We start from the raw sequence: 26,478 nt of genomic DNA on the forward strand, positions 1-26,478 counted from the left end.
CGAAGCTGCAATCGGTGTGGGTGTACAGGTGAGCATAGGCATAGGCGCCCGCGCCCGCGTCGCGTAGGCATCGGCGTCTGCGTCTGTGTTGCACAGGCGTCCACGCCTTGCAGCCCGTCCACCTCACCACATCAACAAAACCGTCCCCGCCCCCAGCACCCCGCCGCAAACCGCGCACGCCCACAGCAAAACCCGCGTGCGCCGGTATTCACGACCGATATCCGCCATCAGTTCAGCACTCTGCCGCGGCGTACGCGCGCGATCATGCTCATGCTGGAGATAACGCACCGCCAGTTGCGGCACGCGCGGCAGCATATGCGCGAGATGCGGCAACTCACGCGACAGACGCTTGATCCAGCCGCGATGATCGAGATCGCGCCGCGCGATACCCGTCAGCACGCCCCGCGTGATATTCCACGTATCGACGCCCGGATGCAGCGCGCGCGCCAGCATTTCCGCCTGCTGGAACGAGCGTTGCGCACTGGCGAGCCGCCCCGGCACGGCGCCTTCGAACGGCTGCACCGCATGCAGCAGATGATGAAACAGCGACCCCGCCGACCGGTCTTCCGGCGCGGCCGCGAAATGCGCTTCGGCGCGCGTGCGCAATTCGGCTTCGAGCATTTCCGCCCGCGTGTCGTGCGGCACGTGCCCGGCATCGCGATGAATCTCGGCAAGGCGACCGTAATCCTGGTCGAACAGCGCGCTTGCGCCATGCACGAAGAACTCGCGCTCGCCGGTCGACAGACTCGACATGATCGAAAATTCCGCCAGCACGAGACGCCCCAGCGTGTCCGACTCGATGCTCACGCGCACGCGCCGGGAGTCGAGCGTGGCGTGGAAAAAGCCGTGCTCGAACGCCTGCTCGGTCACCACCTCGACGATATGCGCGGCGAGCGGTGCCAGCTTGACGCGATGCGCGTGCAGCCCCGGCAGATCGCTCGCCGGCAGGGTGCTGATGCGCTGCATGGTCAGCGTGTGGTTCGTGCACAGGTCCCAGATCACGTCCGGCACGACGATCCGTTTGTCGCCGTCGAAATGATGGCCGGTCTGGCTCAGATTGGCGGCCTCGGCGCGCAGATCGAAGCGGCGCTGGATGTCGTCGGTAAAACTCTGCGCGAGCGTGCGCAACTGCAAGCGGCGCGCGCGGCCCGAGAGCTTTTCCATCCAGCGCGCGACCCAGCGCAGCAGCGCGAGTTCGTCGCCGATCTGCTGCAACTGGTCGGCGCGCACCAGTTTGATCGCCACTTCGCTATGACCGTTGACCGGCACGAGCAGCCGCGCCAGATGTGTTTGTTCGGCGAAGCCGCCGCGCACCGGCGTCAGATCGACGGCGCTAAACAGGGTGGCGAGCGGACGACCGAACGCGCGCGCCAGCGCCGCTTCGGATTCCGCGGGCGGCAGTGGGGCTTCCATGTGATCGATAGCGTCGATCGCGTCGTGCAACGTGCCCGTGGCGAGTTCGGGCCGTTCGGCGAGCGTCTGCGCAAAGCGGCTGGCGAGCGGGCCGAGTGCCGGCAGCACGCCGTGCAGACTCGCGCCGCTGCCGCTGGACGCGTGCACCCGGCCGACCAGCTGGATCATCCAGTGCAGTTTGTGGTCGGGGGGCGCGGCCAGCCAGATCAGACGCGCGCCGTAGCGCAGCGCGTGGAACAGCAGCAGTAAGCGGCGAAGCAGTGGCGGCATCGGCAGTTCAGTGGGGGGGCGAGGCGGGTTCGGCAATCGTCGGCGCGCGGCCAGGGTGATCAGGTTAGCAGGTCGGCGCGTCAATTGGCGCATCGCCGCGTCACGCGTAATACAATACGCCGGCCTTCTCCAACCGTGGCGAAACCCAAGTGTGCCGGCTCCCGGCCATCCCCCGATGCTCGCAGAACAACGTCATCAATACATCCTGGCGCAAGTCGCCAAAACCGGCGCGCTTTCGGTCGCTGAGCTGGTGCGCGAACTGAACGTGTCGCGCGAGACCATTCGTCGCGATCTGAATGCGCTGGCCGGGCGCGGTCTGCTGGTCACCACCCACGGCGGCGCGCTCTCGAGCGACCGCCGCGAGCCCGATCTCGATACGCGCGAAGCCGCGAACGCCGGCGCGAAGCGCGCCATCGGCGAACGCGCGGCGGAGTTCGTGCCGGACGGTGCGTCGCTGATCGTCGATTCGGGCAGCACCACGCAGGCGGTGGCGCGTGCGCTGCTGGACCGGCATCGGCTCACGGTCTACACGAACGACTGGCGCATCGCGCTGCTGCTCGGCCGGCGCAACGACAATCGCGTCACGCTGCTGGGCGGTGAACTGTCTGAGATCGAAGACGCCACCTTCGGCCTCGACACCGTGCATCAGCTCACGCAGTACCACGCGGATTTCGCGTTCATCGGCGCGGGCGGCATTTCGCCGGACGGCTATCTGACCGACTACAGCCGCATGGCCGCCGAGGTGCGCAGCCGCATGATCGCCGCCGCCGACATGGTGGTGATCGTGGCCGACCATTCGAAGTTCGGCCGTGTGACGCCGGTGCGTATCAACGGGATCGAGTCGGCGCGCTATCTGGTGACCGAGCTGGCGCCCGAGCGCACGCTCGGCAAGACGATCGCGGCGCACGGGCCGGAAATCCTGATCGCCTGAGGCCACGCGGCCTAACGCACCCGGATCCCCAGCCGCACGAGCGTGCGATCGATCGCCGCGACCGCGTTGCGCAGATCGTCCGCGTCGATCGCGCCAATGCAACCCACGCGAAACGTCTCCACCTGCGTCAGCTTGCCGGGATACAGCACATAGCCTTCGTCCCGCACCGCCGAATAGAAATGCGCGAAATTCCAGGCCGGATCGCGCGGCGCATGGAACGTGACGATCACCGGTGCCTGCACCTCGGCTTGTAGAAACGGCTCGAAGCCGAGCGCTTTCATGCCGCTAACCAGCGTCGCGCAGTTCCGCGTATAACGCGCGCCGCGCGCCGGTTGCCCCCCTTCGGCCATGAACTGATCGAGCGCCTCGCGCAACGCGGCGACCACGTGAGTGGGCGGCGTGAAGCGCCACTGCGTCGTTTTCTGCATATAGACATATTGATCGTGCAGATCCAGTGCGAGCGACGGCGAACGTCCTTCGCTCTGTTCGAGCTCGCTGCGGCGCACAATCACAAAGCCCATCCCCGGCACGCCTTCGAGGCATTTGCCGCTCGCCGAGATCAGCGCGTCGATGCCGCTTTGTCGCAGGTCGATCGGCAGCGCGCCGAACGAACTCATCGCGTCGACGATCAGGCGCCTGCCGTGTCGCTGACATACCGCGGCGATATCGTCGAGCGGATTGAGCAGGCCGGCGCTTGTTTCCAGGTGAACCAGCGCGACGTGGCTGATGCGCGAATCGCGATTGAAGGCGTCTTCGACGGCGGCGGCGCTGACCGGTTGGTCCTCGCGCAGCGCCAATTCGACATAAGCGAGCCCCATACGCTGCAATATCCGGATCAGACGGGCACAATACGCGCCGTTGTTCGGCACCAGCACGCAGCCTTGACGCGGCACCAGCGTACCGATGGCCGCTTCGACCGCGAATGTCCCGCTGCCTTGCAGCGGCACGCACACGTAGTCGGTTTCGCCATGCACGATGTTCACCAGCTCGGCGCAGACGCTGTGCGTCATGCGATTGAATGCGGCGTCCCACGAACCCCAGTCGCGCAGCATCGCCTCGCGGGTTCGCGATGAAGTGGTGAGCGGCCCAGGAGTCAGCAGGATCGGGTCGTTGGCAGAGTTCACGCAAGCCTCCGTCGGCAGGGGAAAATTGACGGTTAAAGGAGCTTTAGGGATCGCCACCCGGTCAGGTCGACGAAATGACGATTTGGATATTATTGGCGAATTGTGTCATTTTTTGGAATTTGCCAGAATCGTCATGGCGTTGTCATGGAAACCTGTGATCCTTGCTATGCCCGTTCAGGCATGGCAGTGCAGCGCGAGTCTCGTAGGTGAGCTGTAAGTCTGGCTGAAGAGGAAGCGGCAAAGTTGTCGGCAATCTGCAATGTGCGGATCCGGGCACGACAACTGGCTGCGGGCAACACGCATGCGGCGCGGCGCTACCGCCGTTCAATCACAACAGGTATCGGGACATCCCGACCGTCTGGTTTTTTGCCTTTCGGAGAGAACGACATGACAAAGACGAATTCCCTTCACGCTACCGCCGGTCTCGCACGCAAGCTGTTGCCGGCGCTGGTCGCCGCGGCAGCGTTCGGCGGCACGGCCATCCAGGCTCACGCGGCTGACGCCGTGGTCCTCTACACCGCCGACGGCCTCGAAAACCTTTACAAGGATGTGCTGCCGGCCTTCGAAAAGAAGGAAGGCGTGAAGGTCAACATCGTCACGGCAGGTAGCGGCGAAGTGGTGAACCGCGCCACCATCGAAAAAGATCAGCCGAAGGCCGACGTGATCGTCACGCTGCCGCCGTTCATCCAGCAAGCCGATCAAAGCGGCCTGCTGCAGGCTTATCAGAGCGCCAACTACAAGAACGTGCCGGCCATCGCCAAGGCGCCGAACGGCGCGTGGGCGACCTTCGTGAACAACTATTTCTCGTTCGCGATCAACCCGGAAGTCACGAAGACCCAACCGAAGACGTTCGCCGATCTGCTGCACCCGGACTTCACGGGCAAGATCGCTTACTCGAACCCGGCCACGGCCGGCGACGGCATGGCGGTGATCATCCTGACGTCGTCGCTGATGGGTGAAGACAAGGCGTTCGACTATCTGAAGAAGCTCGAAAACAGCGCCAAGTTCCACACCAAGGGCACGGGCTACCTCGACGTGCTGCTGTCGCGCAACGAAATCGCGGTCGCCAACGGCGATCTGCAAATGGATCTGGACGACGCCGCCAACGGTGGCCTGTCGCTCAAGCCGGTGTTCCTCGCGGCCACGGCCGGCGGCCAGCCGACCACGTTCCAGTTGCCGTACGCGATCGGCCTGATCAAGAACGGTCCGAACCAGGCGGAAGGCAAGAAGCTGATCGACTACCTGATGTCCACGGAAGTGCAGTCGAAGGTGCCGGACATCTTCGGTATTCCGGGCCGCACCGACGTGCCGCTCGCCGGCAAGAACGGCGAAGCCGTCAAGCAGGCGATCGCCGGCGTGAAGCTGATTCCGGTGGACTGGAACCAGGTGATGGCGAAGAAAGCCGACTGGACCGCACGCTGGAAGAACGACGTGATCGGTTCGTCGGGCAAGCAGCTCGACGTGGTCAAGCCGAAGTAAGCGGCGGTTCGTAGCGCGGTTGAACTGCGCGGCTGAACCACGCCGTTGAAGTAACAACGCGGTTGAAGCAATAGCAATAGAGTCAGGCGGCGCCTCCGGGTCTCCCGGGGCGCCGCGTCAGCATTAATCTTGTTGGAGGATGAACCCGGTGAATACGGCCAGTCTTGCTCACCCAGGCGCGCTCGGCGCCTCACCGGACGCGCTCGACGCCGCGCGTTCGACTACGCCGGGCGGCGTGCAGATCGACCATCTGACGGTGCGCTTCGGTTCGCGCACGGTGCTCGACGATCTGTCGTTGACCATTCAGCGCGGCGAACTGCTCACCGTGCTGGGCCGCAGCGGTTGTGGCAAGACCACGTTGTTGCGTTTCATCGCCGGGTTTATCGAAGCGGACGGCTTGTCCGGCACGCTGACCGTGGCCGGTCACGACCTCACGCACGTGCCGCCGCACAAGCGCAATCTGGGTCTGCTGTTCCAGAGCTATGCGCTGTTCCCGCATCTGTCGGTGTTCGATAACGTCGCGTTCGGTTTGCGCGCGCGTCGCACGCCGTCCAAAGACGTCGCACGGCGCGTGGCGGATGCCTTGAAGCTGGTACAGCTCGGCGACGCCGGCCATGTGATGCCCGCACAACTGTCGGGCGGCATGCAGCAGCGCGTGGCGTTGGCCCGCGCGCTGGTGATCGAGCCCGACGTGTTGTTGCTCGACGAACCCCTTTCCGCACTCGACGCCAATCTGCGCGCGTCGGTGCGTTCCGAACTGAAGGCGCTGCACGAGCGCCTGCCGAATCTGACGATCGTCTGCGTGACCCACGATCAGGACGACGCGCTGGTGCTGTCCGACCGCACGCTACTGATGCGCGAAGGCCGCATCGCCCAACTCGGCACGCCGCAGCAGTTGTACGACACACCGAACGACGGCTTCGTCGCGCGCTATCTGGGCGCGGCCAATCTGCTGCCGCCGCAGGTCGCCTTCGGCATGGGCGACGTGCGTTACAACGAACGCGACCGGGTCGCCTGTCTGCGTCCGGAAGCGTTGCGCATCGTGCCGCTCGGCGAAGGTCAATTGCACGGCGCGATTACCTCGGTCGAATGGTATGGCGCGGTGTTGTCGGTATCGGTCGTGCTGGACGCCATGCCCAACGAGCCGGTGCTGGTCCAGATGCAGCGCGGCCACGGCATGATGCCGGAGAAGGGCGCGCGTGTTTCCCTGCATTACGAGGCTGACGATGTCGTCCTTATCAACCCCTGATACCTCCGATTCGCTCCGCGCAGCGGCCGCCGCCGATGCCGCCGCGGCCCGCCGCCGCGCCAGCGCGGCTTCGCACACGGCGGCGGTGAAGCGGCGCGAACGCAGGGCGCAATGGCACCTGCTGTTCATCGCGGTGGTGGTGCTCGGCCCGCTGGTGATCTATCCGCTGATCCGTCTCGTGCTGCTGAGCCTGACCGGCGCGCACGGCTTGAGCGTGCAGGCGTACGCGCAGTTCTTCGGCAATCCGGAAACGCGCGGCGTGATCGGCACGACGCTGTGGATTCTGTTCGCGAGCGCCGGGCTGGCTTCGCTGCTCGGCGTGGCGCTGGCTTCGCTGCTGTTTTTCAAGCCGTTTCCGGGCGCGCGCATGGTCACGCGCTTTCTCGAACTGTTCGTCGCGTTCCCGTCGTTTCTGGTCGCGTTCACGCTGATCTTTCTGTACGGCTCGCAAGGCTCGGTCAGCATCGGCTTGCAGCGGCTGTTTCATCTGCAGGCGCCGCCGCTCGATTTCCTGTTCGGTGTGGGCGGCGTGATTCTCGCGGAAGTGGTGTTCTACGCGCCGTTCGTCGTGCGTCCCACGCTGGCCTCGTTCGCCACGCTCGACATGCGTCTGATCGAAGCCGCGCGCAGCCTCGGCGCGAGCACCTGGATGGTCGCGTTCAAAGTGATCCTGCCGCTCGCGTGGCCGGGCATCGCGGCCGGCACGATCCTGTGTTTTCTGCTCACGTTGAACGAGTTCGGCATTCTGCTCGTGCTCGGCAGCGCGCATCTGATCACGCTGCCGGTGGCGATCTATAGCTCTGCCACGGTCGATCTCGATCTGCCGACCGCCGCCGCCGGCGCGGTCGTGATGCTGATCATGTCTTTGTCGCTGTACGCGTTGTACCGCCAGGTCAACCGTCGCAAGGTGAAAGGAGCGGGCCATGGCCGTTGAACTCGACCCGACCGTTTTGCCGGTCATGCACAAGAAAGCGCGGCCGGTGCGCCGCAGTCTGCTCACACGCCTGCTCGGCGGTCTGTTTCTCGGCTTCGCCGCGCTGCTGTGTTTCTGGTTGTTCGTGTTGCCGGTGCTGGTCGTCGCGTTGTCGAGCGTGGCCGCGCACTGGTCCGGCACGATCCTGCCGGACGGCTTCAGCATGCGCTGGTTCGAGCGCCTCGGTTCGAGCGACTTCGACGCGCTCACCACCAGCCTCGAAATCGGTATGGGCGTCGCGGTACTCGGCACGATTGTCGGCCTGTGGCTCGCGCTGGCGCTCGAAGGGCGCGACCGCCGCGGTCTCGGCGCCTTGGTCGACACCATCGCGATGATGCCCAACGGGGTGCCGAGCGTGGTGCTCGGGCTCGCCGTGCTGATCGCGTATCACAAGCGGCCGCTCGATCTGTCGAGCTCGGCGGCGATCGTCGTGTTCGTGCAGCTCGCGCTGGTGCTGCCGTTCTGCTACCGCTGCGCGGCCGCCGCGCTGCGCCCCGAGTTGACGATTCTGCGCGAAGCGGCCGCGAGCCTCGGTGCGCCGCCGTCGATGGTGCTGCGCCGCGTCGTGTTGCCGCAACTGGTGCCGGCCATCCGCGCCAGCCTCGCGCTCGGCTTCGCGTTGTCGCTCGGTGAACTCGGCGCCACGCTCACCGTGTATCCGCCGGGCTTCGCGACGGTGCCGATCGTCGTGGTCGGTCAGGTGGAGCGCGGCTACTACCTGCCGGCCTCCGCGCTATCGCTGATTCTGCTGATGGTCTCGCTCGCCGCGTTGCTGTTGATCGCCGCGCGCGTGCCGCGTCGCCGGGCAGACTGACGAACCTCTTTCGGGAAGAGTGCGGGCGTGCCGCCGTCGCGCGTCGGCACATTTCGATGTGGCAAAATTTGTCAAAATGACCGAATATATGCAAACGTCTTCAGTCGATCCGATCGACGTGGTGCGCAGGCATTCGTTGACCACGCTGGTCCGCGACGAAATCGAACGGCACATCGTCGAAGGCGCGCTGACACCCGGCGACAAACTCAATGAAGCCGACTGGGCCGCGCGTTTGCAGGTATCGCGCGGACCGGTGCGCGAAGCGTTTCGCGCGCTGGAGCAGGCCGGTCTCGTGCGTACTGAGAAGAATCGCGGGGTGTTCGTGCGGACGGTGTCGCTGGCTGAAGCGGATGAGATTTACGCGGTGCGCGCGGTGCTCGAAGAGGCGGCGTGCCGGATGCTGGCGGCGCGTATCGACGCCCGCCAGCTCGCGGTCTTGCGCGATTGGCTCGACGCGATGCGCGCGGCGCTCGACACGCAGGATCACGACGCGTACGCGCGCGCCAACGTGGGGTTTCACGATGGGCTGGTGGCGGCGTCGGGCAATCTGAAGCTGTATGAGACGTATCGCAGGCTGGTCAGCGAATTGAGTCTGTTCCGGCGTGCCGCGCTGGAGGTGCATGCGAGCGCGATGGAGCGCTCGCTGGCCGAACATCGCGCGATTCTCACGGCGCTCGCGTCGCGCGACGCCGAGCAGGCCGCGGCGCTGATGCGCGCGCATGTGAGCGGCGGCCAGCAGCGCGCGCATGCGGCGTGCGAGGCGGTCTGCGAAGTGACGGGGCAGTCGGGCGCGGTGCGGATATCGCCGACGTCGAACGAGTGAGAGTCCTGGCAACCTGAATACAACGCGCGTGGCGCGCAAGCAAGCATGGAAGGCAACGATGGCAGACGCAAACCTGAACGCAAGCCCGAACGCAAACCTCAACGCGAGCGAACCTACGATCGACGTCAACGGCCGCCGCTACCGGCTGCCTACGCAGCCGACGGTCGTGGTGTGCGTCGACGGCTGCGAGTTCGATTACCTCGAAGCCGCGGTCGCGGCCGGCGTCGCGCCGTTCATCGGCACGATGCTCAAAGGCGGCGCCGCGTTCAAGGGCGACTGCGTGATCCCGTCGTTCACCAACCCGAACAACCTGTCGATCGTCTGCGGCGTGCCGCCGTCGGTGCACGGCATTTGCGGCAATTACTTCTGGGACCCGGACGCGAACGGCGGCGAGGGCGCGGAGGTGATGATGAACGACCCCGCCTATCTGCGCGCGGGCACCTTGCTGGCCGCCGCCGCTGATGCGGGCGCGGCCGTCGCCGTGGTTACCGCGAAAGACAAACTGCGCCGTCTGCTCGGCTGGCAACTGAAGGGCATCTGCTTCTCGGCGGAGAAAGCCGACAAGGTCTCGCTCGAAGAAAACGGTATCGGCGAAGTCCTCGATCTGGTCGGCTTGCCGGTGCCGGACGTGTACAGCGCCGGGCTGTCCGAATTCGTGTTCGCGGCCGGTGTGCGGCTCGCGCAAACCCGCAAGCTCGACCTGATGTATCTGTCGACCACCGACTACATCCAGCACAAATGGGCGCCGGGCACCGAAGGCGCGAACGCGTTCTACGCGATGATGGACGGCTACCTCGCGAAGCTCGACGCGCTCGGCTGGGTGATCGGCCTGACCGCCGATCACGGCATGAACGCCAAGCACGATCCGCAGACCGGCGAGCCGAACGTGATCTATCTGCAGGACGTGCTGGACGATTGGCTTGGCGACAAGAAGGCGCGCGTGATCCTGCCGATCACCGATCCGTACGTGGTGCATCACGGCGCGCTCGGCTCGTTCGCGACGATCTACCTGCCGCGCGAGGTCGACGCCGCGCAGGTGATCGAACGGATCGGCCGCTTGCAAGGCATCGAAGCCGTGCTCGACAACCGCACCGCGTGCGAGCGTTTCGAGCTGCCGAACGACCGCGTCGGCGATATCGTCGTGGTCAGCACGAAGCATGTCGTGCTCGGCACGCGGCGCGCCGACCATGATCTGTCCGGGCTCACGGTGCCGTTGCGTTCGCATGGCGGTATCTCCGAGCAGGAGGTGCCGTTGCTGTTCAACCGGCGTGTCGAAGGATTGCCGTCAGGCAGTGGCGGCAAGCGCTTGCGCAACTTCGATATCTTCGACATCGCCTTGAATCGCGTGTCGTCATCATGAACGCGACGCTGCGGGACCATCCGGCTTTTCGGGCGGAAGCGCTGCGGCTCAAAGGCGAGCGCGCGCAGCGCTCGCGCACGCTCGACGTGTTCGATCCTTATACCGGCACGCGCGTCGGCACGGTTCCGCTGGCCAGCGTCGACGACGTGCGCGCCGCGTTCGAGTACGCCGCCGCGTATGTCGCGAAACTCACGCGCTACGAGCGCTCGCAGATTCTCGAACGCGCGGCCGCGTTGTTGCGTGAGCGGACTGAGCAGGCGTCGGATCTGATTTCGCTCGAGTCCGGGTTGTCGAAGCAGGATTCGCGCTACGAGATTGGGCGTGTTGCCGACGTGCTCAAGTTCGCGTCGATCGAAGCGTTGCGCGACGACGGCCAGAGCTTTTCCTGCGATCTGACGCCGCATGGCAAACAGCGCCGGGTGTTTTCGCAGCGTGAGCCGCTGGCGGGCGTGATCGTCGCGATTACGCCGTTCAATCATCCGATGAACCAGGTCGCGCACAAGATCGCGCCGGCGATCGCGACCAACAATCGGGTGCTGTTGAAGCCGTCGGAAAAGGTGCCGTTGTCGGCGTTCTATCTCGCCGACGTGCTGTACGAAGCCGGCTTGCCCGCGCCGATGCTGCAGGTGCTGACCGGCGATCCGCGCGAAATCGCCGATGAACTGATCACGCATCCGCTGGCGGAGCTCGTTACGTTCACAGGCGGCGTGGCGATCGGCAAATACATCGCGGCGAAGGCGGCGTACCGGCGCGTGGTGTTAGAGCTGGGCGGCAACGATCCGCTGATCGTGCTCGAAGACGCCGATCTCGAACGCGCCGCGACGCTCGCCGTGCAGGGCTCGTATAAGAACTCCGGACAGCGCTGCACGGCGGTCAAGCGGATGCTGGTGCAAAAGAGCGTCGCGGCGGATTTCACCGATCTGGTGGTCGAGAAAACGCGCGCGTGGTCGTTCGGCGATCCGTTCGATGCCGCGAATCAGATGGGCACCGTGATCGACGTGGCCGCCGCGCAGCTTTTCGAAACGCGCGTGAACGAAGCGGTCGCGGCCGGTGCGCGTCTGCGGCTCGGCAACCAGCGCAACGGCGCGCTGTATTCGCCGACGGTGCTCGACGGCGTCGATCCTTCGATGGCGGTGGTGCGTGAGGAAACCTTCGGACCCGTGTCGCCCATCATCACCTTCGACACGCTCGACGACGCCATTCGCATCAGCAACGGGACGGCGTTCGGGTTGTCGTCGGGCGTGTGCACGAACCGGCAGGACGCGATCACGCGCTTCATCAACGAATTGCGCGTGGGCACCGTCAACGTGTGGGAAGTGCCCGGCTACCGGATCGAGTTGACACCGTTCGGCGGCATTAAAGATTCCGGGCTTGGCTATAAGGAAGGCGTTCAGGAAGCCATGAAAAGCTTCACCAATCTGAAGACCTTCTCATTACCGTGGGAGTAACGCAGTGGCATTGAGTTTGAACGACATCCGCTCGCTGTTCGAGCAGTACGGCAAGATCGCCTACAGCGGCGAGCCGGTGACGCAACTGGAGCATGCTTTGCAGAGCGGTGCGTTGGCGGAACAGGCCGGCGCCGGCGACGAACTGGTCGCCGCGGCGTTCCTGCACGACCTGGGGCATCTGCTCAATCTGCAAGGCGAAACGCCGACGGAGCGGGGCATCGACGATCTGCATCAGTATTTCGCGCTGCCGTTCTTGCGGCCGGTGTTGTCGGACGCTGTGCTGGAGCCGATCCGCTTGCACGTCGACGCCAAGCGCTGCCTGTGCGCGATCGACGACACGTACTTCGGGCAACTGTCCGCCGACTCCGTGCGGAGTCTGGAACTGCAGGGCGGCATCTTCAGTAGCGAGGAAGCCAACGCGTTTCTGCAGAAGCCCTACGCGGAAGATGCACTGCGTCTGCGCAGATGGGACGATCTTGCCAAGGAAGAACATCGCGCGACGCCGGACCTTGATCACTATATGAACGTAGTCGAGCGAGCGATGAACCGGCGTCTGGCTGCTTGAATGTGATGGTTTCCTCTGCGCCCCGGCCGGTGTCGGGACGTGTCTTTTTGCGCCAATTCTGGCGCGATCAATGCAGATCAAAATAACGCTTGCAAGGCCCTGCGCGGGTCGCTAGAATCTCGCTCTTTCGTGCTTCGGACAACGAGGCACGGGAGGCGGGAGAGCCAGCAATGGCAAGGGTTTCAGCGAAGTGAACGGGTTGAGAAAGTTAGAAAAACCTGTTGACGACGCAGCGAAAGTTCTTCATAATCTCGTTTCTCTGCTGCAGATGCAGCGACGCAGGACGAAGCGGTACCGGGTAGTTGTGAGGTTGACGACAGCGGTGCGGGTTCGGTAGTGAATGCGTAATCGATCTTTAAAAATTAACAGCCGATAAGTGTGGGCGCTTGATGCGAGACGCGAGGCGGATCTTTCGGGATCTGCCGCAAAGCGAAAGTATCAAGTCTCACACAGTAATGAAAGGAAGGTTTGAGCATCGCAAGATGGTCGAACAATTCGTCAGTACGTTGAGTGAGCGACCGGTTCTTAACGGAACCGAAAAACAGTAACAGGTTTGAACTGAAGAGTTTGATCCTGGCTCAGATTGAACGCTGGCGGCATGCCTTACACATGCAAGTCGAACGGCAGCACGGGAGTAATCCTGGTGGCGAGTGGCGAACGGGTGAGTAATACATCGGAACGTGTCCTGTAGTGGGGGATAGCCCGGCGAAAGCCGGATTAATACCGCATACGCTCTACGGAGGAAAGGGGGGGATCTTAGGACCTCTCGCTACAGGGGCGGCCGATGGCAGATTAGCTAGTTGGTGGGGTAAAGGCCTACCAAGGCGACGATCTGTAGCTGGTCTGAGAGGACGACCAGCCACACTGGGACTGAGACACGGCCCAGACTCCTACGGGAGGCAGCAGTGGGGAATTTTGGACAATGGGGGAAACCCTGATCCAGCAATGCCGCGTGTGTGAAGAAGGCCTTCGGGTTGTAAAGCACTTTTGTCCGGAAAGAAAACTTCTGCCCTAATACGGCGGGAGGATGACGGTACCGGAAGAATAAGCACCGGCTAACTACGTGCCAGCAGCCGCGGTAATACGTAGGGTGCAAGCGTTAATCGGAATTACTGGGCGTAAAGCGTGCGCAGGCGGTCCGCTAAGACAGATGTGAAATCCCCGGGCTTAACCTGGGAACTGCATTTGTGACTGGCGGGCTAGAGTATGGCAGAGGGGGGTAGAATTCCACGTGTAGCAGTGAAATGCGTAGAGATGTGGAGGAATACCGATGGCGAAGGCAGCCCCCTGGGCCAATACTGACGCTCATGCACGAAAGCGTGGGGAGCAAACAGGATTAGATACCCTGGTAGTCCACGCCCTAAACGATGTCAACTAGTTGTTGGGTCTTCATTGACTTAGTAACGTAGCTAACGCGTGAAGTTGACCGCCTGGGGAGTACGGTCGCAAGATTAAAACTCAAAGGAATTGACGGGGACCCGCACAAGCGGTGGATGATGTGGATTAATTCGATGCAACGCGAAAAACCTTACCTACCCTTGACATGTATGGAAGTCTGCCGAGAGGTGGATGTGCCCGAAAGGGAGCCATAACACAGGTGCTGCATGGCTGTCGTCAGCTCGTGTCGTGAGATGTTGGGTTAAGTCCCGCAACGAGCGCAACCCTTGTCCCTAGTTGCTACGCAAGAGCACTCCAGGGAGACTGCCGGTGACAAACCGGAGGAAGGTGGGGATGACGTCAAGTCCTCATGGCCCTTATGGGTAGGGCTTCACACGTCATACAATGGTCGGAACAGAGGGTTGCCAAGCCGCGAGGTGGAGCCAATCCCAGAAAACCGATCGTAGTCCGGATCGCACTCTGCAACTCGAGTGCGTGAAGCTGGAATCGCTAGTAATCGCGGATCAGCATGCCGCGGTGAATACGTTCCCGGGTCTTGTACACACCGCCCGTCACACCATGGGAGTGGGTTTCACCAGAAGTAGGTAGCCTAACCGCAAGGAGGGCGCTTACCACGGTGGGATTCATGACTGGGGTGAAGTCGTAACAAGGTAGCCGTATCGGAAGGTGCGGCTGGATCACCTCCTTTCTAGAGCTGAACGTGTCGAACGTTGAGCGCTCACGCTTATCGGCTGTAAATTCAGACAGACTCAGGGGTCTGTAGCTCAGTCGGTTAGAGCACCGTCTTGATAAGGCGGGGGTCGATGGTTCGAATCCATCCAGACCCACCACTGTTTCTGCGGTGGCTGTGCTAACCGGTTGAAGGCACCCTTGAAGTTCATGTGTGACTGGGGGATTAGCTCAGCTGGGAGAGCACCTGCTTTGCAAGCAGGGGGTCGTCGGTTCGATCCCGTCATCCTCCACCAATCATCAATGCATAGCGTTCTGCGGAAGTACTGCAGAGGGTTGTGCATTGGCGATTGAGCCAGTCAGAGTGATACGTGGTTATAGCAATCATGATATCGGCTGTCGTTCTTTAACAATCAGGAAGAAGTAGTAAAGAGATTCACGAAAGGCTATCTAGAGATGGGTAGGCGAGTAGGTGAATCAGGGTTGTGATTGTATCAATGTATGAAAAGGTAATCGAAAGATTGCCTTGGAATACGGCGCAACACGAATACTCAACCTGTAACGATGTGACCCGCGCTGCGTTCCGAGTGAACGCGGTGTGAGACACACCCGTTATAGGGTCAAGCGAACAAGTGCATGTGGTGGATGCCTTGGCGATCACAGGCGATGAAGGACGCGGTAGCCTGCGAAAAGCTACGGGGAGCTGGCAAACGAGCTTTGATCCGTAGATGTCCGAATGGGGAAACCCACTCCGAATGGAGTATCCATGACTGAATACATAGGTCATGCGAAGCGAACGCGGTGAACTGAAACATCTAAGTAACCGCAGGAAAAGAAATCAACCGAGATTCCCAGAGTAGTGGCGAGCGAAATGGGACCAGCCTGTACTCTTTATCTTCATTGTTAGTCGAAGGCTCTGGAAAGTGCCGCCATAGCAGGTGATAGCCCTGTAGACGAAAACAGCGAGGAAGAACTAGGTGTACGACAAGTAGGGCGGGACACGTGAAATCCTGTCTGAAGATGGGGGGACCATCCTCCAAGGCTAAATACTCGTGATCGACCGATAGTGAACCAGTACCGTGAGGGAAAGGCGAAAAGAACCCCGGGAGGGGAGTGAAATAGATCCTGAAACCGCATGCATACAAACAGTAGGAGCCTCCTTGAGGGGTGACTGCGTACCTTTTGTATAATGGGTCAGCGACTTACATTCAGTGGCAAGCTTAACCGATTAGGGCAGGCGTAGCGAAAGCGAGTCCGAACAGGGCGATTCAGTCGCTGGGTGTAGACCCGAAACCAGGTGATCTATCCATGGCCAGGATGAAGGTGCGGTAACACGTACTGGAGGTCCGAACCCACTAACGTTGAAAAGTTAGGGGATGAGCTGTGGATAGGGGTGAAAGGCTAAACAAACCTGGAAATAGCTGGTTCTCTCCGAAAACTATTTAGGTAGTGCCTCGTGTATCACCTTCGGGGGTAGAGCACTGTCATGGTTGTGGGGTCCATTGCGGATTACTACGCCATAGCAAACTCCGAATACCGAAGAGTGCAATCACGGGAGACAGACATCGGGTGCTAACGTCCGGTGTCAAGAGGGAAACAACCCAGACCGCCAGCTAAGGTCCCCAAATATTGCTAAGTGGGAAACGAAGTGGGAAGGCTAAAACAGTCAGGAGGTTGGCTTAGAAGCAGCCATCCTTTAAAGAAAGCGTAATAGCTCACTGATCGAGTCGTCCTGCGCGGAAGATGTAACGGGGCTAAGCAATATACCGAAGCTGCGGATGCACATTTATGTGCATGGTAGGAGAGCGTTCCGTAAGCCTGCGAAGGTGCATTGAAAAGTGCGCTGGAGGTATCGGAAGTGCGAATGCTGACATGAGTAGCGATAAAGGGGGTGAAAAGCCCCCTCGCCGTAAGCCCAAGGTTTCCTACGCAACGTTCATCGGCGTAGGGTGAGTCGGCCCCTAAGGCGAGGCAGAAATGCGTAGCTGATGGGAAGCAGGTTAATATTCCTGCACCATTGTTAAATGCGATGGGGGGACGGATCGCGGAAGGTTGTCCGGGTGTTGGAAGTCCCGGTCCTTGCATTGGAGAAGGCGCTTAGGCAAATCCGGGCGCGGAATTCAAGGGTGCGAGGCCATTCACCTAGGTGAAGAAGCAATCGGAAGTGGTTCCAAGAAAAGCCTCTAAGCTTCAGTTTAACAAGACCGTACCGCAAACCGACACAGGTGGGCGAGATGAGTATTCTAAGGCGCTTGAGAGAACTCGGGAGAAGGAACTCGGCAAATTGGTACCGTAACTTCGGGATAAGGTACGCCCCTGTAGCTTGACTGGCTCGCGCCAGAAGGGTGAAGGGGTTGCAATAAACTGGTGGCTGCGACTGTTTAATAAAAACACAGCACTCTGCAAACACGAAAGTGGACGTATAGGGTGTGACGCCTGCCCGGTGCCGGAAGATTAAATGATGGGGTGCAAGCTCTTGATTGAAGTCCCGGTAAACGGCGGCCGTAACTATAACGGTCCTAAGGTAGCGAAATTCCTTGTCGGGTAAGTTCCGACCTGCACGAATGGCGTAACGATGGCCACACTGTCTCCTCCCGAGACTCAGCGAAGTTGAAGTGTTTGTGATGATGCAATCTCCCCGCGGCTAGACGGAAAGACCCCATGAACCTTTACTGTAGCTTTGCATTGGACTTTGAACCGGTCTGTGTAGGATAGGTGGGAGGCTATGAAGCGTGGACGCCAGTCTGCGTGGAGCCATCCTTGAAATACCACCCTGGTTTGTTTGAGGTTCTAACCTTGGTCCGTAATCCGGATCGGGGACAGTGCATGGTAGGCAGTTTGACTGGGGCGGTCTCCTCCCAAAGTGTAACGGAGGAGTACGAAGGTACGCTAGGTACGGTCGGAAATCGTGCTGATAGTGCAATGGCATAAGCGTGCTTAACTGCGAGACCGACAAGTCGAGCAGGTGCGAAAGCAGGTCATAGTGATCCGGTGGTTCTGTATGGAAGGGCCATCGCTCAACGGATAAAAGGTACTCTGGGGATAACAGGCTGATACCGCCCAAGAGTTCATATCGACGGCGGTGTTTGGCACCTCGATGTCGGCTCATCTCATCCTGGGGCTGTAGCCGGTCCCAAGGGTATGGCTGTTCGCCATTTAAAGAGGTACGTGAGCTGGGTTTAAAACGTCGTGAGACAGTTTGGTCCCTATCTGCCGTGGGCGCTGGATATTTGAAGGGGGCTGCTCCTAGTACGAGAGGACCGGAGTGGACGAACCTCTGGTGTACCGGTTGTCACGCCAGTGGCATCGCCGGGTAGCTATGTTCGGAAGAGATAACCGCTGAAAGCATCTAAGCGGGAAACTCGCCTTAAGATGAGATATCCCCGGGGCTTCGAGCCCCTTGAAGGGTCGTTCAAGACCAGGACGTTGATAGGTCAGGTGTGGAAGCGCAGTAATGCGTTAAGCTAACTGATACTAATTGCCCGTAAGGCTTGATCCTATAACAGGTGTGTCTCTCTCGACACACGGTTGAGATCAGTGTTGTGCGATACAGGCACAACCCAAAGTAATACCGAGAGGCATCCTCTCAACTACTTCTTCCAGATTGGCTGTAGTGCCCAAAGGGCACGACAGCAACAAGTTATGCCTGATGACCATAGCGAGTCGGTACCACCCCTTCCCATCCCGAACAGGACCGTGAAACGACTCCACGCCGATGATAGTGCGGATTGCCCGTGTGAAAGTAGGTAATCGTCAGGCTCCCAAGCAGCAACGCAGAAACCCCACCCAATCAGGTGGGGTTTCTGCGTTTACGGCGACGGAAAATCGCAAGCAGCTGGCAGTCGCATGTCTCTAGCAATCACGCGCGCAAAAGAAGCGCGCAGACATATGCACGCCAGACAACGGCGCGCATAGATTACAGCGCGCTTAGCGCTAACAATCAAACGCAGCACCGCAGGGCCCAAACGACACCGAACAACCGCCTGCGGCGCGTGATCGTCAGTTCGATCACTGCGCGCTAAAGTGCCCCGTACCGCTCGTATCTGCAGGAACCGTCGCATCGATAGCCATCTGGCCGACTTCCGCCAGCAACGCTTCATCGCGTGCAATTACCTTCGGTAGGTGCGTGCGCAAGAATTCAACCCATGTCCGTGTCTTCGCGTCGATAAACTTGCGCGACGGATACAGCGCATAAACATTCATCTTCTGTAGCGTATATTCGGGTAAAACACGCACTAACGTGCCGTCACGCAATCCGGAAATCGCCGCGTAAAGCGGCACCATGCCGATTCCCATTCCCTCCCGGATCGCCACAATCAGCGACTCGGCGATGTTGACATGCACCGGCCCATTCACTTCCATCGTCTCACTGCCATTCGGGCCGTCGAGCACCCAATCGTGAGGCGGAAAGGCCGGCGTGTGCAGAATCAGACACTCGTGATGCGTGAGGTCTCCAGGCTTCTGCGGCGCGCCATGTGTGCGCACATAACCCGGCGACGCGCACAAAATGCTAAAAGTCGTCCCCAGCGGCAACGACACGAGATCCGAATTGGGTAGCGTCGACGCACCGATCACAGCGACGTCGGCACTGCCTTCGAACAGATCGGGCATGCGCTGCGACAACGTCAACTCGACGGTCACCTCCGGATATTGCGCGCGATAGCGCGAAATGGCCGGCAACACGTAGTGTTGGCCGATGCTGGCGAAACTATGCATGCGTAGCGCGCCGCTGGGTCGTTCGTGTGCGCAACTGGCTTCTTCTTCTGCAGTGCCGACATCGGCGAGTATCTGCTGACATCGTGTTAGATAACGCTCGCCGGCCGTGGTGAGGGCGAGTCGTCGCGTCGAACGGTTTAGCAAGCGGGTGCGTAGGTGAGCTTCGAGTTCCGAGACGGCGCGGGACATCGCGCCGGTCGTCGAGCTGAGCGACTGCGCGGCGCCGGTAAAACTACCGGCTTCGACCACGCGCACGAACACTCGCATATTTTGTAACGTATCCATCGATCCTTCTATTTCACGGCTGAAGCCGTATTGTCCGCCTGTCGGGCAAGCGCATTGTTGTTCGTTCTGGAAGGGACGTTCCGCCGCAGTCCTCTTAATGTGCGCATTGCATGCTCCTACAATCGGCGCCTGGCTTGCCGGTGCGCATCTGCATCATCCTGTTCACCGGCGCTTCTCTTTGTGGCAAACCGGAGCGCACAGCTTTCCGATGAAACGTCAACATGCGATCAGACCGACGGCGGACTTCCGCCGGCAGTGGAACGTCATGTTGCACAGGCTGAGTCCGGCTCTTCGCGATTGGGTGAACAGCGACGGTCTGATCTGGCTGCATCTGCTGAAAACCGTCGCCGCGGGTCTGCTGGCGCTGGGCATTGCGATGCTGCTGGATCTGCCGCAACCGCGCATTGCCATGACGACGGTGTTCGTGCTGATGCAACCGTTCAGCGGCATGGTGCTCGCGAAGAGTTTCTACCGGATTCTCGGCACCGCGGTGGGCTCGCTCGCCGCGCTGGTGCTCGGCGCGCTGTTCGTCCAGCAGCCCGAGTTGTACATGATCGGCATGATCGGCTGGGTGAGCGCGTGTATCGCGGCGGCGGTCCGGTATCGGCATTTCAGGTGGTACGGCTTCGTGCTGGCGGGTTATACCGCCGCGCTGATCGGTATTCCGAACGTCACGGCGCCGCATGATCTGTTTCTGGCGGCACTCACGCGCGCGGCGGAGGTGGCGGTCGGCATTGTGTGTTCGAGCGCGGTGAGCGCGTTGATCGTGCCGCAGCGATCCAGTCTCGCGCTGCGTCGCGCGCTGCAAGTCCGCTACGCAAATTTTACTGCGTTCGCCGCCGATGTGCTGAATCGCGGCCTCGAGCGAGGCCAGTTCGAGCGGCGTTTCGCGGACCTCGTCGACGAAATCGTTGGCTTCGAAGCGACCCGCACGTTCGCCACTTTCGAAGATCCGGCGATGCGTTCACGCAGTCAGCATCTCGGTCGTTTGAACGGCGAATTCATGGATGCCTGCGCTCGTCTGCATGCGCTACATCAACTGCTCAAGCGTCTGCGAGCCAATGGTTCGGAGTCGAAAGTCGGGGCGATCAAGCCGTATTTCGATGAGCTGGCCGGACTTCTTTCGCCGCCATCCATGACGCCATCCGCGACGCTCGCCATGGCCGATGCGACCGGCGTCGCAAGCCGTTTGCGGCTCTTTCAGGCGAGCTTGCCGCGTCGCGTGCGTGAAACGAGACGGCCGCTGGAGGCCGCGCCCACGGAATCGCTGGCGGACTTCGATACGTCGGCGGAACTGTTGTACCGTTTCGTCGACGAGTGGATCCGCTATTCGGAGACTTACGCGTCGTTAGCCGCGCGGCGCAAGCCGGTGGAGACGCGGCAACGCAACGCTAGTCGCTACGTGAGCCGGACGAACGGGTTTGTCGTCGCGTTCACGTTTATCCGCTCCGCTGCGGTCATGGCGATCGTCGGCTGGTTCTGGATCGAGACCGATTGGCCGAGCGGCGGTCTTGCCGTGATCGGCGCGGCATTGGCTTGTGCGCTGACGTCCACTGCGTCGAATCCATCGAAGATGGCCATGCAGATGGCGGCCGGCGCCGTGCTGGCCACCATGACGGGCTACCTCTTCACGTGCTACGTGTACCCGAACATCGACGGCTTCCCGTTGCTTTGCGCGACGCTCGCGCCCGTGCTCGCACTGGGTGCGTTCATCGCGACGCGTAAGCGCGCGGCGGGGTATGGCATCGGCTTTTCGGTGTTCTTCTGCCTGCTCGCCGGACCGGACAATGTCGTGACGTACGCGCCGGATCTGCTGATCAACAACGGCATCGCGTTGACCGCGTCGATGTTGGTGGCGGCGTTGGCTTTTGCCGTGATCTTTCCCGCGGATATGCCCTGGCTCGTCGAACGGATCATGGGCGATTTGCGCGCGCAAGTCGTGTTCGCATGCAAGGACGAATTGCCCGGTCTCAATCAGCGCTTTCAGTCGAGCACGCATGACCTGACTGCCCAGTTGCGGATGCTGTTGACGCGGCGCTCGAGGCGTCGACGGGATGCGTTGCGCTGGATGCTCGCGACGCTCGAAGTAGGGCACGCCGTCATCGATCTGCGCAACGAAGCGGCGCGTGCTGCTTATGCCGCCGCGCTTCATCCGCGCTGGAACGCTTCCCTCGAGCGTACTTACGACGACCTCGCGCGGCTCTTCGCGCGCCCGGATGCGCAGGCGCTCGAACGTGCGCTGGCGTCTGTCCGCGCCGCGACCTGGATCGCGCAGGATGTTCTAGGCACCGTGCATGCCGAGCGCGATAAACGTCATGACGTGCAGCGGATTCTGAGCTGTCTGCACTTCATTCGTACGGCGTTGCTCGATAAGGACGCGCCTTTCAATGCGTGATGATTGCGGCGCGTAGTTCGCGCGGTCGAACGGCGCGCATCGGCGGATAAGGTATTGCCAGCGCTCAGCGAGACAACCCCAGCGACGCAACCCCGACCACGCGCATCAACCACACGCCCCAGCACGAATCCGCTTCGATCCTTCCTCCAGATGGAAATATCACTTCCGCCCAGCCCCGTATATCTACCGGGACCGCAGCCATATAGTTTCATCACTGCCACGCAGTCACCACAAGTCACCGCCGAGCAGTAACCGCAAGCCCTGGAGAACGAAATGAACGTGTTGAAGATTGCCCTGATTGCCTGCTCTTTGTCCGCAGTTGTCGCTCATGCACAAACGGCGCCTGCCGCCCCCGAACAACAGCTTACCCAAGCGAGCGCGCAGCGCGCGAGCGGCGTCGCCGAGCAAGGCCGCGTGGCCGTACCGGCCGCTAAAGCGAATGCCAAGACTGCAGAATGCGTCGGCCCCGTGAGCTTCTGCAATCTCTACTTCGGCAGCTAAACAGCGCCACGTGCAACCCACGCCGTACCTGCAAGACCTGTCGCGCGAATGATCGAGCGACAAAAGCGCCTGACCGCGACGCCGTTGCAAGCTGACGCCGCGGTCGGTGCGACAATCCGGCTACCGAGCGGAGCGTACCGCAGATGTACGCACCGGTAGACTGGACTGGTGACTATGGAGAGACTCAGTTTCATGTACCAAGACCGGATTCGTTGTGCCGCCTTGCGCGGAAAAATCACGTCGGCCGCTGAGGCAGCGCTGCTGATTCACGACGGCATGATTGTCGGCGCCAGCGGCTTCACGCGCGCGGGCGACGCGAAGGCCGTTCCCGTCGCGCTCGCCGAGCGGGTGCGCCAGGAAGGCAAGCCGCTGCAGATCACGTTGATGACCGGTGCATCGCTCGGTCACGACGTGGACCGCATGCTCACCGAGGCGCACGTGCTGGCGCGGCGTCTGCCGTTCCAGGTGGACAAGACCTTACGCGACGCGATCAATCGCGGCGAAGTGATGTTCGTCGATCAGCATCTATCCGAAACCGTCGAGATGCTGCGCGCGAACCAGCTCGGCAAACTCGACCTCGCCATTATCGAAGCCGCCGCGATTACCGAGACCGGCGGCATTGTGCCGACCACCTCGGTCGGCAATTCGGCCAGCTTCGCGATCCTTGCGGACAAGGTGATCGTCGAACTCAATCTCGCGCAGCCGCTCGCGCTGGAGGGTTTGCACGACATCTGGATTCCGGGCCGCCGGCCGAACCGCGAGCCGCTGCCGATCATGTCTCCGCGAGACCGCGTCGGCACGCCGGCGATCGAGATTCCGTTCGAAAAAATCGCGGCGATCGTGATCACCAACATGGCCGACAGTCCGTCCACCGTGCTGCCGGCCGACCCGGAGACGGAGTTGATCGCCGGTCATCTGATCGAATTCTTCCAGCACGAAGTGGCGCTTGGGCGCATGCCCAAAAACTTGCCGCCGTTGCAGGCCGGTATCGGCTCGATTGCCAACTCGGTGCTGGCCGGTTTCGTCGACGCGCCGTTCGAGCCGTTCGAAATCTATTCGGAAGTGCTGCAGGATTCCACCTTCGATCTGATGGACGCCGGCAAGGTCACGTTTGCGTCCGGCGCGTCGATCACGTTGTCGGCCGCGCGCCAGGCGCAGGTGTTCGGCGAGCTCGAACGTTATCGCGACCGCCTCGTCCTGCGTCCGCAGGAAGTCAGCAATCACCCTGAAGTGATTCGCCGGCTCGGTTTGATCGCGTTGAACACCGCGCTGGAATTCGATATCTACGGCAACGTGAATTCGACCCATGTGGGCGGCACGCACATGATGAACGGCATAGGCGGTTCGGGCGACTTCGCGCGCAATGCATCGTGCGCGATCTTCGCCACCAAGTCGATGGCAAAGGGCGGCCGCATTTCCAGCGTCGTGCCGATGGTGCCGCATTGCGACCACAACGAACATGACGTCGACGTGGTCGTGACGGAACAGGGCCTGGCCGATCTGCGCGGATTGGCGCCGCGGGAACGCGCAGCGTTGATTATCGAGAACTGTACGCATCCGCTCTATCGCGATTTGCTGCGCGACTACTATCGGGACGCTTTGAAGCGGGGTGGACAAACGCCGCACCAGTTGGATCAGGCATTCGCCTGGCATATCCGGCTGCGCGATACCGGTTCGATGTTGCCGGTGGAAGAGGCGGGACTTTGAATCAGTTGGCTTAGCTAACGCATGTAAGCGATGCCGGCGTCAGACGGCTTTCGCCGCTGACGCCGTTACATCAGATGCGGTACTCAGGCACCTCGCCGGACGAGCCGGACAAGAAACAGCAGAATGACCGCGCCGATCACCGCCGTGATGATCGAACCGATCCAGCCACCGCCGAGCGAAATATGCAGCACGCCGGCGAGCCAGCCGCCGATAAACGCGCCGACAATCCCGACGATGATGTCGACGATCAGGCCGAAGCCGCCGCCCTTGACGAGCACGCCTGCTAGCCAGCCTGCGATCGCGCCGATGATGAGCCATGCAATGATGCCGTGTTCCATAATCGAGACTCCCTAGTTGAGTGTGAAAAAATCACGGTGACAGAGCTTAGTCGAAGCTTATGGGACAGTCCATATTCAGGACGCGGAATTAACATTGTCTGAATCTATTGCAAGCTAAGTGTAGACGATGCGCGCGAATATGGGGGACTTACACGCGGCGCTCATTCCGGAGTCGGCTCCGCTTCCCTGGCGGTCCAACTGACGCTGGACACGCTCTTTTCCATGCTGATGCGGCTGGCCATCTGTTCGAGCTTCGGCTGATCTTTAGGATGCAGCTTGACGATCGCGGTGACGCGAATGCGTTGTGAGTCGTCGTCGACATCTTCGCTCGTCAGGCTTTGAAACGACAGCGGCGTCGAATACATCGAGTTGGAGACAGCGGTGCGAATGTGGATCTCGTCGGCTTCGCGGCAGACGATCGTCAGCACATACTCGCGCACCAGATCCGCGTTGGACACCGGCGTGGCGTTGATCATGCGGCTGACTTCGCGCAGCACCGTGTTGGTCAGCAGCACGACCGCCGTACCGGCCAGCGCCGGTCCGAAATGACCCGCGCCGCACAGCACGCCTACCGCGGCCGAGCACCACAAGGTCGCCGCGGTGTTGATCCCCTGAATGGAACCCTTGTCGCGCATGATCACGCCGCCGCCGAGAAAGCCGACGCCGGACACGACATACGCCGCGATCTGCGTAATGCCGGCGGTGCCGTTGCCGGTCAGCACGCCGAGCGTGACGAACAGGCACGCGCCACTCGCGACCAGCGTGATGGTGCGCAGGCCGGCATTGCGCTGCCGCATCTGCCGCTCGAGGCCGATCGCGACGCCGCAGGCGAAAGCGGCGAAGAGCCGCCAGACGAATTCAATTGTCATCGTAAAGAAAGGTTGAGGCGCGTGTTCGCACAGTGTGAACCCAACGCATGACAGCGGCACGCTTTCCTCGGTGGGAATGCGGCGGCGGACAGGCGTGACGAAGCGCACAAGCGAGGCTTGCGGCGCTGTAATGCGTTTGTGTCGGCATGGCGTCGAGCCACGCGGCACTTCACTGGCAGTACGAGGTATCAACGCGAGGGTATCAACGACGTGCACCGTCGGCCCGAAGGCAAGACGGCGACAGAAAAAACTGACGCGGAAATCTTGCCGATCAGGCGATCGGGCGAATCGAAGCTCGACTGGTACAACTGCTACTGTCCAAGATCGTGATTCCGGTTAAATGAACTGGCCGAATTTTAGGCAGCTCTGCAAAGTTAAGTCAAGCTGTGCCGACGCGTGGTGGAGAACGTTTTGTCGTGGGCCTGGGAAGAGTGGGGTAGTGTATGCGGAATTATCCGCGCATCAATACGGACTCCGAATATTGACGGGAGCCGTCCTGGAAAACAGACTGTTCGCTCGCTTCGAAAGGCGTCGTGCTCGCGTCGCGCAACGGCTGCGGCGTGATCCATCCGCACGGCATCGCCCGTTAATCGCCCTTCACCCCAATCGAGGAATCTATGAAAGCTAAAGCTCTTGGCGTCATTGCCGGTGCGTTGATTGCAGCTACTCCGCTTGTATCGTTCGCCGCCGGTCTGCCCGCGCCGTTTGAAGGCAGCAGCACGCTGCAGGCAGACGGTCTCGTGAAATCGATCGACCAGGTGAAACATTCGGTGACCGTGCTCGACGCGCAAGGCGGCGAAGCGTCGTTCGATATCACCGACCCGGCTAACCTCGCGCAGATCCGGCAGGGCGGCAAGGTCCACATTCGTATGGTGCGCAAGGCGTTGGTCAGTGTGACGCGCGGTGCGGACGGTCACGGCGCCGGCGCGCAGAGCGCGCAGCCGAACACAGTTCACAACGTGACGGCGGAAGTCCAAACCATCGACCATGCTTCCGGGATCATGGCGCTGAAAAGCCCGAACGGCGCGGTGTTTCATATCCAGGGCCGCGAACCGGCCAAGGTCGCCGGTGTGACGCCGGGTATGCAGGTAATGGTGGCGTTCGCGCAGCAGGTCGATGTGGCAGTCGCACCCGCGCAGTAAGCGGCGGGT

General features: G+C 61.4%; 19 protein-coding genes, 2 tRNA genes and 3 rRNA genes. 19 read left to right on the forward strand and 5 right to left on the reverse strand.

Going from position 1 to position 26,478, the window contains the following annotated elements; genetic code table 11:
- Window positions 1-123: 123 nt before the first annotated feature.
- Complete coding sequence (locus tag GGD40_RS33980) at window positions 124-1,683, reverse strand: ABC1 kinase family protein (protein WP_179746679.1); 1,560 nt, start codon at window positions 1,681-1,683, stop codon at window positions 124-126.
- Window positions 1,684-1,858: 175 nt separating this feature from the next.
- Here GGD40_RS33980 and GGD40_RS33985 point away from each other — a divergent pair, with 175 nt between their 5' ends.
- Complete coding sequence (locus tag GGD40_RS33985; RefSeq protein WP_179709217.1) at window positions 1,859-2,614, forward strand: DeoR/GlpR family DNA-binding transcription regulator; 756 nt, start codon at window positions 1,859-1,861, stop codon at window positions 2,612-2,614.
- Window positions 2,615-2,625: 11 nt separating this feature from the next.
- Here GGD40_RS33985 and GGD40_RS33990 read toward each other — a convergent pair whose 3' ends face one another.
- Window positions 2,626-3,738, reverse strand: a complete 1,113-nt coding sequence (locus GGD40_RS33990; protein ID WP_179746680.1) for a 2-aminoethylphosphonate--pyruvate transaminase — start codon at window positions 3,736-3,738, stop codon at window positions 2,626-2,628.
- On the opposite strand from GGD40_RS33990, the gene GGD40_RS33995 reads away from it, so the two are divergent.
- The 14 genes from GGD40_RS33995 (at window position 3,725) to rrf (ending at window position 18,275) form a co-directional block, all read left to right on the forward strand.
- Entirely contained in the window at window positions 3,725-3,955 is a 231-nt protein-coding gene (locus GGD40_RS33995) for a hypothetical protein (RefSeq protein ID WP_179709214.1), read from the forward strand. The genes GGD40_RS33990 and GGD40_RS33995 overlap by 14 nt on opposite strands.
- Before the next feature lie 170 nt (window positions 3,956-4,125).
- Window positions 4,126-5,217: a 2-aminoethylphosphonate ABC transporter substrate-binding protein gene (gene phnS, locus GGD40_RS34000; protein ID WP_179709212.1), complete on the forward strand. Its 1,092-nt coding sequence runs from the start codon at window positions 4,126-4,128 to the stop codon at window positions 5,215-5,217.
- Between the two features lie 148 nt (window positions 5,218-5,365).
- Window positions 5,366-6,466 carry a 2-aminoethylphosphonate ABC transport system ATP-binding subunit PhnT gene (gene phnT, locus GGD40_RS34005; RefSeq protein ID WP_035563002.1) on the forward strand — a complete coding sequence of 367 codons (1,101 nt, stop codon included), beginning with the start codon at window positions 5,366-5,368 and terminating at the stop codon, window positions 6,464-6,466.
- A complete protein-coding gene (gene phnU / locus GGD40_RS34010; protein ID WP_179746681.1) occupies window positions 6,444-7,400 on the forward strand; it encodes a 2-aminoethylphosphonate ABC transporter permease subunit in 957 nt (318 codons plus the stop codon). The genes phnT and phnU overlap by 23 nt, the downstream gene beginning before the upstream one ends.
- Window positions 7,390-8,253 carry a 2-aminoethylphosphonate ABC transport system, membrane component PhnV gene (gene phnV, locus GGD40_RS34015; RefSeq protein ID WP_179746682.1) on the forward strand — a complete coding sequence of 288 codons (864 nt, stop codon included), beginning with the start codon at window positions 7,390-7,392 and terminating at the stop codon, window positions 8,251-8,253. The genes phnU and phnV overlap by 11 nt, the downstream gene beginning before the upstream one ends.
- Window positions 8,254-8,329: 76 nt before the next feature.
- The gene (locus tag GGD40_RS34020; RefSeq protein ID WP_179709206.1) at window positions 8,330-9,076 is read left to right on the forward strand and encodes a phosphonate utilization associated transcriptional regulator; all 747 of its coding nucleotides are present in this window, start codon (window positions 8,330-8,332) and stop codon (window positions 9,074-9,076) included.
- Between the two features lie 58 nt (window positions 9,077-9,134).
- A complete protein-coding gene (gene phnA, locus GGD40_RS34025) occupies window positions 9,135-10,436 on the forward strand; it encodes a phosphonoacetate hydrolase (protein WP_179746683.1) in 1,302 nt (433 codons plus the stop codon).
- Window positions 10,433-11,884 carry a phosphonoacetaldehyde dehydrogenase gene (gene phnY / locus GGD40_RS34030; RefSeq protein ID WP_179709202.1) on the forward strand — a complete coding sequence of 484 codons (1,452 nt, stop codon included), beginning with the start codon at window positions 10,433-10,435 and terminating at the stop codon, window positions 11,882-11,884. Before phnA ends, phnY begins: the two co-directional genes overlap by 4 nt.
- Window positions 11,885-11,888: 4 nt before the next feature.
- Window positions 11,889-12,449: a phosphonate degradation HD-domain oxygenase gene (locus GGD40_RS34035; protein WP_179709200.1), complete on the forward strand. Its 561-nt coding sequence runs from the start codon at window positions 11,889-11,891 to the stop codon at window positions 12,447-12,449.
- A 555-nt stretch (window positions 12,450-13,004) separates the two neighbouring features.
- Window positions 13,005-14,535: ribosomal RNA gene (locus GGD40_RS34040) — 16S ribosomal RNA — on the forward strand.
- A gap of 65 nt (window positions 14,536-14,600) precedes the next feature.
- Window positions 14,601-14,677 (forward strand) — tRNA-Ile (locus GGD40_RS34045).
- 59 nt (window positions 14,678-14,736) lie between these two features.
- Window positions 14,737-14,812: transfer RNA gene (locus GGD40_RS34050), tRNA-Ala, on the forward strand.
- Between the two features lie 322 nt (window positions 14,813-15,134).
- A 23S ribosomal RNA gene (locus GGD40_RS34055) occupies window positions 15,135-18,015 on the forward strand.
- A 146-nt stretch (window positions 18,016-18,161) separates the two neighbouring features.
- Window positions 18,162-18,275 (forward strand): 5S ribosomal RNA (gene rrf, locus GGD40_RS34060).
- The 16S, 23S and 5S rRNA genes sit together here with 2 tRNA genes alongside, the layout of an rRNA operon.
- Window positions 18,276-18,524: 249 nt before the next feature.
- Here the strand turns inward: rrf and GGD40_RS34065 are convergent.
- Complete coding sequence (locus GGD40_RS34065; protein ID WP_179709198.1) at window positions 18,525-19,517, reverse strand: LysR family transcriptional regulator; 993 nt, start codon at window positions 19,515-19,517, stop codon at window positions 18,525-18,527.
- A gap of 208 nt (window positions 19,518-19,725) precedes the next feature.
- On the opposite strand from GGD40_RS34065, the gene GGD40_RS34070 reads away from it, so the two are divergent.
- The 3 genes from GGD40_RS34070 to GGD40_RS34080 all read left to right on the forward strand — a co-directional run bounded on the left by GGD40_RS34070 (window position 19,726) and on the right by GGD40_RS34080 (window position 24,120).
- Window positions 19,726-21,912, forward strand: a complete 2,187-nt coding sequence (locus GGD40_RS34070; protein ID WP_179746684.1) for an FUSC family protein — start codon at window positions 19,726-19,728, stop codon at window positions 21,910-21,912.
- Between the two features lie 273 nt (window positions 21,913-22,185).
- A complete protein-coding gene (locus GGD40_RS34075; protein ID WP_179709192.1) occupies window positions 22,186-22,413 on the forward strand; it encodes a hypothetical protein in 228 nt (75 codons plus the stop codon).
- A 192-nt stretch (window positions 22,414-22,605) separates the two neighbouring features.
- A complete protein-coding gene (locus GGD40_RS34080; RefSeq protein ID WP_179709191.1) occupies window positions 22,606-24,120 on the forward strand; it encodes an acetyl-CoA hydrolase/transferase family protein in 1,515 nt (504 codons plus the stop codon).
- Between the two features lie 83 nt (window positions 24,121-24,203).
- Here the strand turns inward: GGD40_RS34080 and GGD40_RS34085 are convergent, their stop codons facing one another.
- Together GGD40_RS34085 and GGD40_RS34090 are read right to left on the reverse strand one after the other, a co-directional pair.
- Window positions 24,204-24,458 carry a GlsB/YeaQ/YmgE family stress response membrane protein gene (locus tag GGD40_RS34085; RefSeq protein ID WP_134965407.1) on the reverse strand — a complete coding sequence of 85 codons (255 nt, stop codon included), beginning with the start codon at window positions 24,456-24,458 and terminating at the stop codon, window positions 24,204-24,206.
- 161 nt (window positions 24,459-24,619) lie between these two features.
- Window positions 24,620-25,327 carry an MgtC/SapB family protein gene (locus GGD40_RS34090; RefSeq protein ID WP_179709189.1) on the reverse strand — a complete coding sequence of 236 codons (708 nt, stop codon included), beginning with the start codon at window positions 25,325-25,327 and terminating at the stop codon, window positions 24,620-24,622.
- Between the two features lie 617 nt (window positions 25,328-25,944).
- On the opposite strand from GGD40_RS34090, the gene GGD40_RS34095 reads away from it, so the two are divergent.
- Window positions 25,945-26,469: a hypothetical protein gene (locus tag GGD40_RS34095; RefSeq protein WP_179709187.1), complete on the forward strand. Its 525-nt coding sequence runs from the start codon at window positions 25,945-25,947 to the stop codon at window positions 26,467-26,469.
- The last annotated feature ends 9 nt before the right edge of the window (window positions 26,470-26,478 follow it).

This window comes from Paraburkholderia bryophila, from assembly GCF_013409255.1.
GTDB lineage: Bacteria > Pseudomonadota > Gammaproteobacteria > Burkholderiales > Burkholderiaceae > Paraburkholderia.

What these genes read in the sequence shown, in the direction of transcription:
- GGD40_RS33980 (WP_179746679.1), bottom strand. Translation starts at nt 1,683, where the DNA reads ATGCCGCCACTGCTTCGCCGCTTACTGCTGCTGTTCCACGCGCTGCGC.
- GGD40_RS33985 (WP_179709217.1), top strand. Translation starts at nt 1,859, where the DNA reads ATGCTCGCAGAACAACGTCATCAATACATCCTGGCGCAAGTCGCCAAA.
- phnS (WP_179709212.1), top strand. Translation starts at nt 4,126, where the DNA reads ATGACAAAGACGAATTCCCTTCACGCTACCGCCGGTCTCGCACGCAAG.
- phnU (WP_179746681.1), top strand. Translation starts at nt 6,444, where the DNA reads ATGTCGTCCTTATCAACCCCTGATACCTCCGATTCGCTCCGCGCAGCG.
- phnV (WP_179746682.1), top strand. Translation starts at nt 7,390, where the DNA reads ATGGCCGTTGAACTCGACCCGACCGTTTTGCCGGTCATGCACAAGAAA.
- GGD40_RS34020 (WP_179709206.1), top strand. Translation starts at nt 8,330, where the DNA reads ATGACCGAATATATGCAAACGTCTTCAGTCGATCCGATCGACGTGGTG.
- phnA (WP_179746683.1), top strand. Translation starts at nt 9,135, where the DNA reads ATGGCAGACGCAAACCTGAACGCAAGCCCGAACGCAAACCTCAACGCG.
- phnY (WP_179709202.1), top strand. Translation starts at nt 10,433, where the DNA reads ATGAACGCGACGCTGCGGGACCATCCGGCTTTTCGGGCGGAAGCGCTG.
- GGD40_RS34065 (WP_179709198.1), bottom strand. Translation starts at nt 19,517, where the DNA reads ATGGATACGTTACAAAATATGCGAGTGTTCGTGCGCGTGGTCGAAGCC.
- GGD40_RS34070 (WP_179746684.1), top strand. Translation starts at nt 19,726, where the DNA reads ATGAAACGTCAACATGCGATCAGACCGACGGCGGACTTCCGCCGGCAG.
- GGD40_RS34075 (WP_179709192.1), top strand. Translation starts at nt 22,186, where the DNA reads ATGAACGTGTTGAAGATTGCCCTGATTGCCTGCTCTTTGTCCGCAGTT.
- GGD40_RS34080 (WP_179709191.1), top strand. Translation starts at nt 22,606, where the DNA reads ATGTACCAAGACCGGATTCGTTGTGCCGCCTTGCGCGGAAAAATCACG.
- GGD40_RS34085 (WP_134965407.1), bottom strand. Translation starts at nt 24,458, where the DNA reads ATGGAACACGGCATCATTGCATGGCTCATCATCGGCGCGATCGCAGGC.
- GGD40_RS34090 (WP_179709189.1), bottom strand. Translation starts at nt 25,327, where the DNA reads ATGACAATTGAATTCGTCTGGCGGCTCTTCGCCGCTTTCGCCTGCGGC.
- GGD40_RS34095 (WP_179709187.1), top strand. Translation starts at nt 25,945, where the DNA reads ATGAAAGCTAAAGCTCTTGGCGTCATTGCCGGTGCGTTGATTGCAGCT.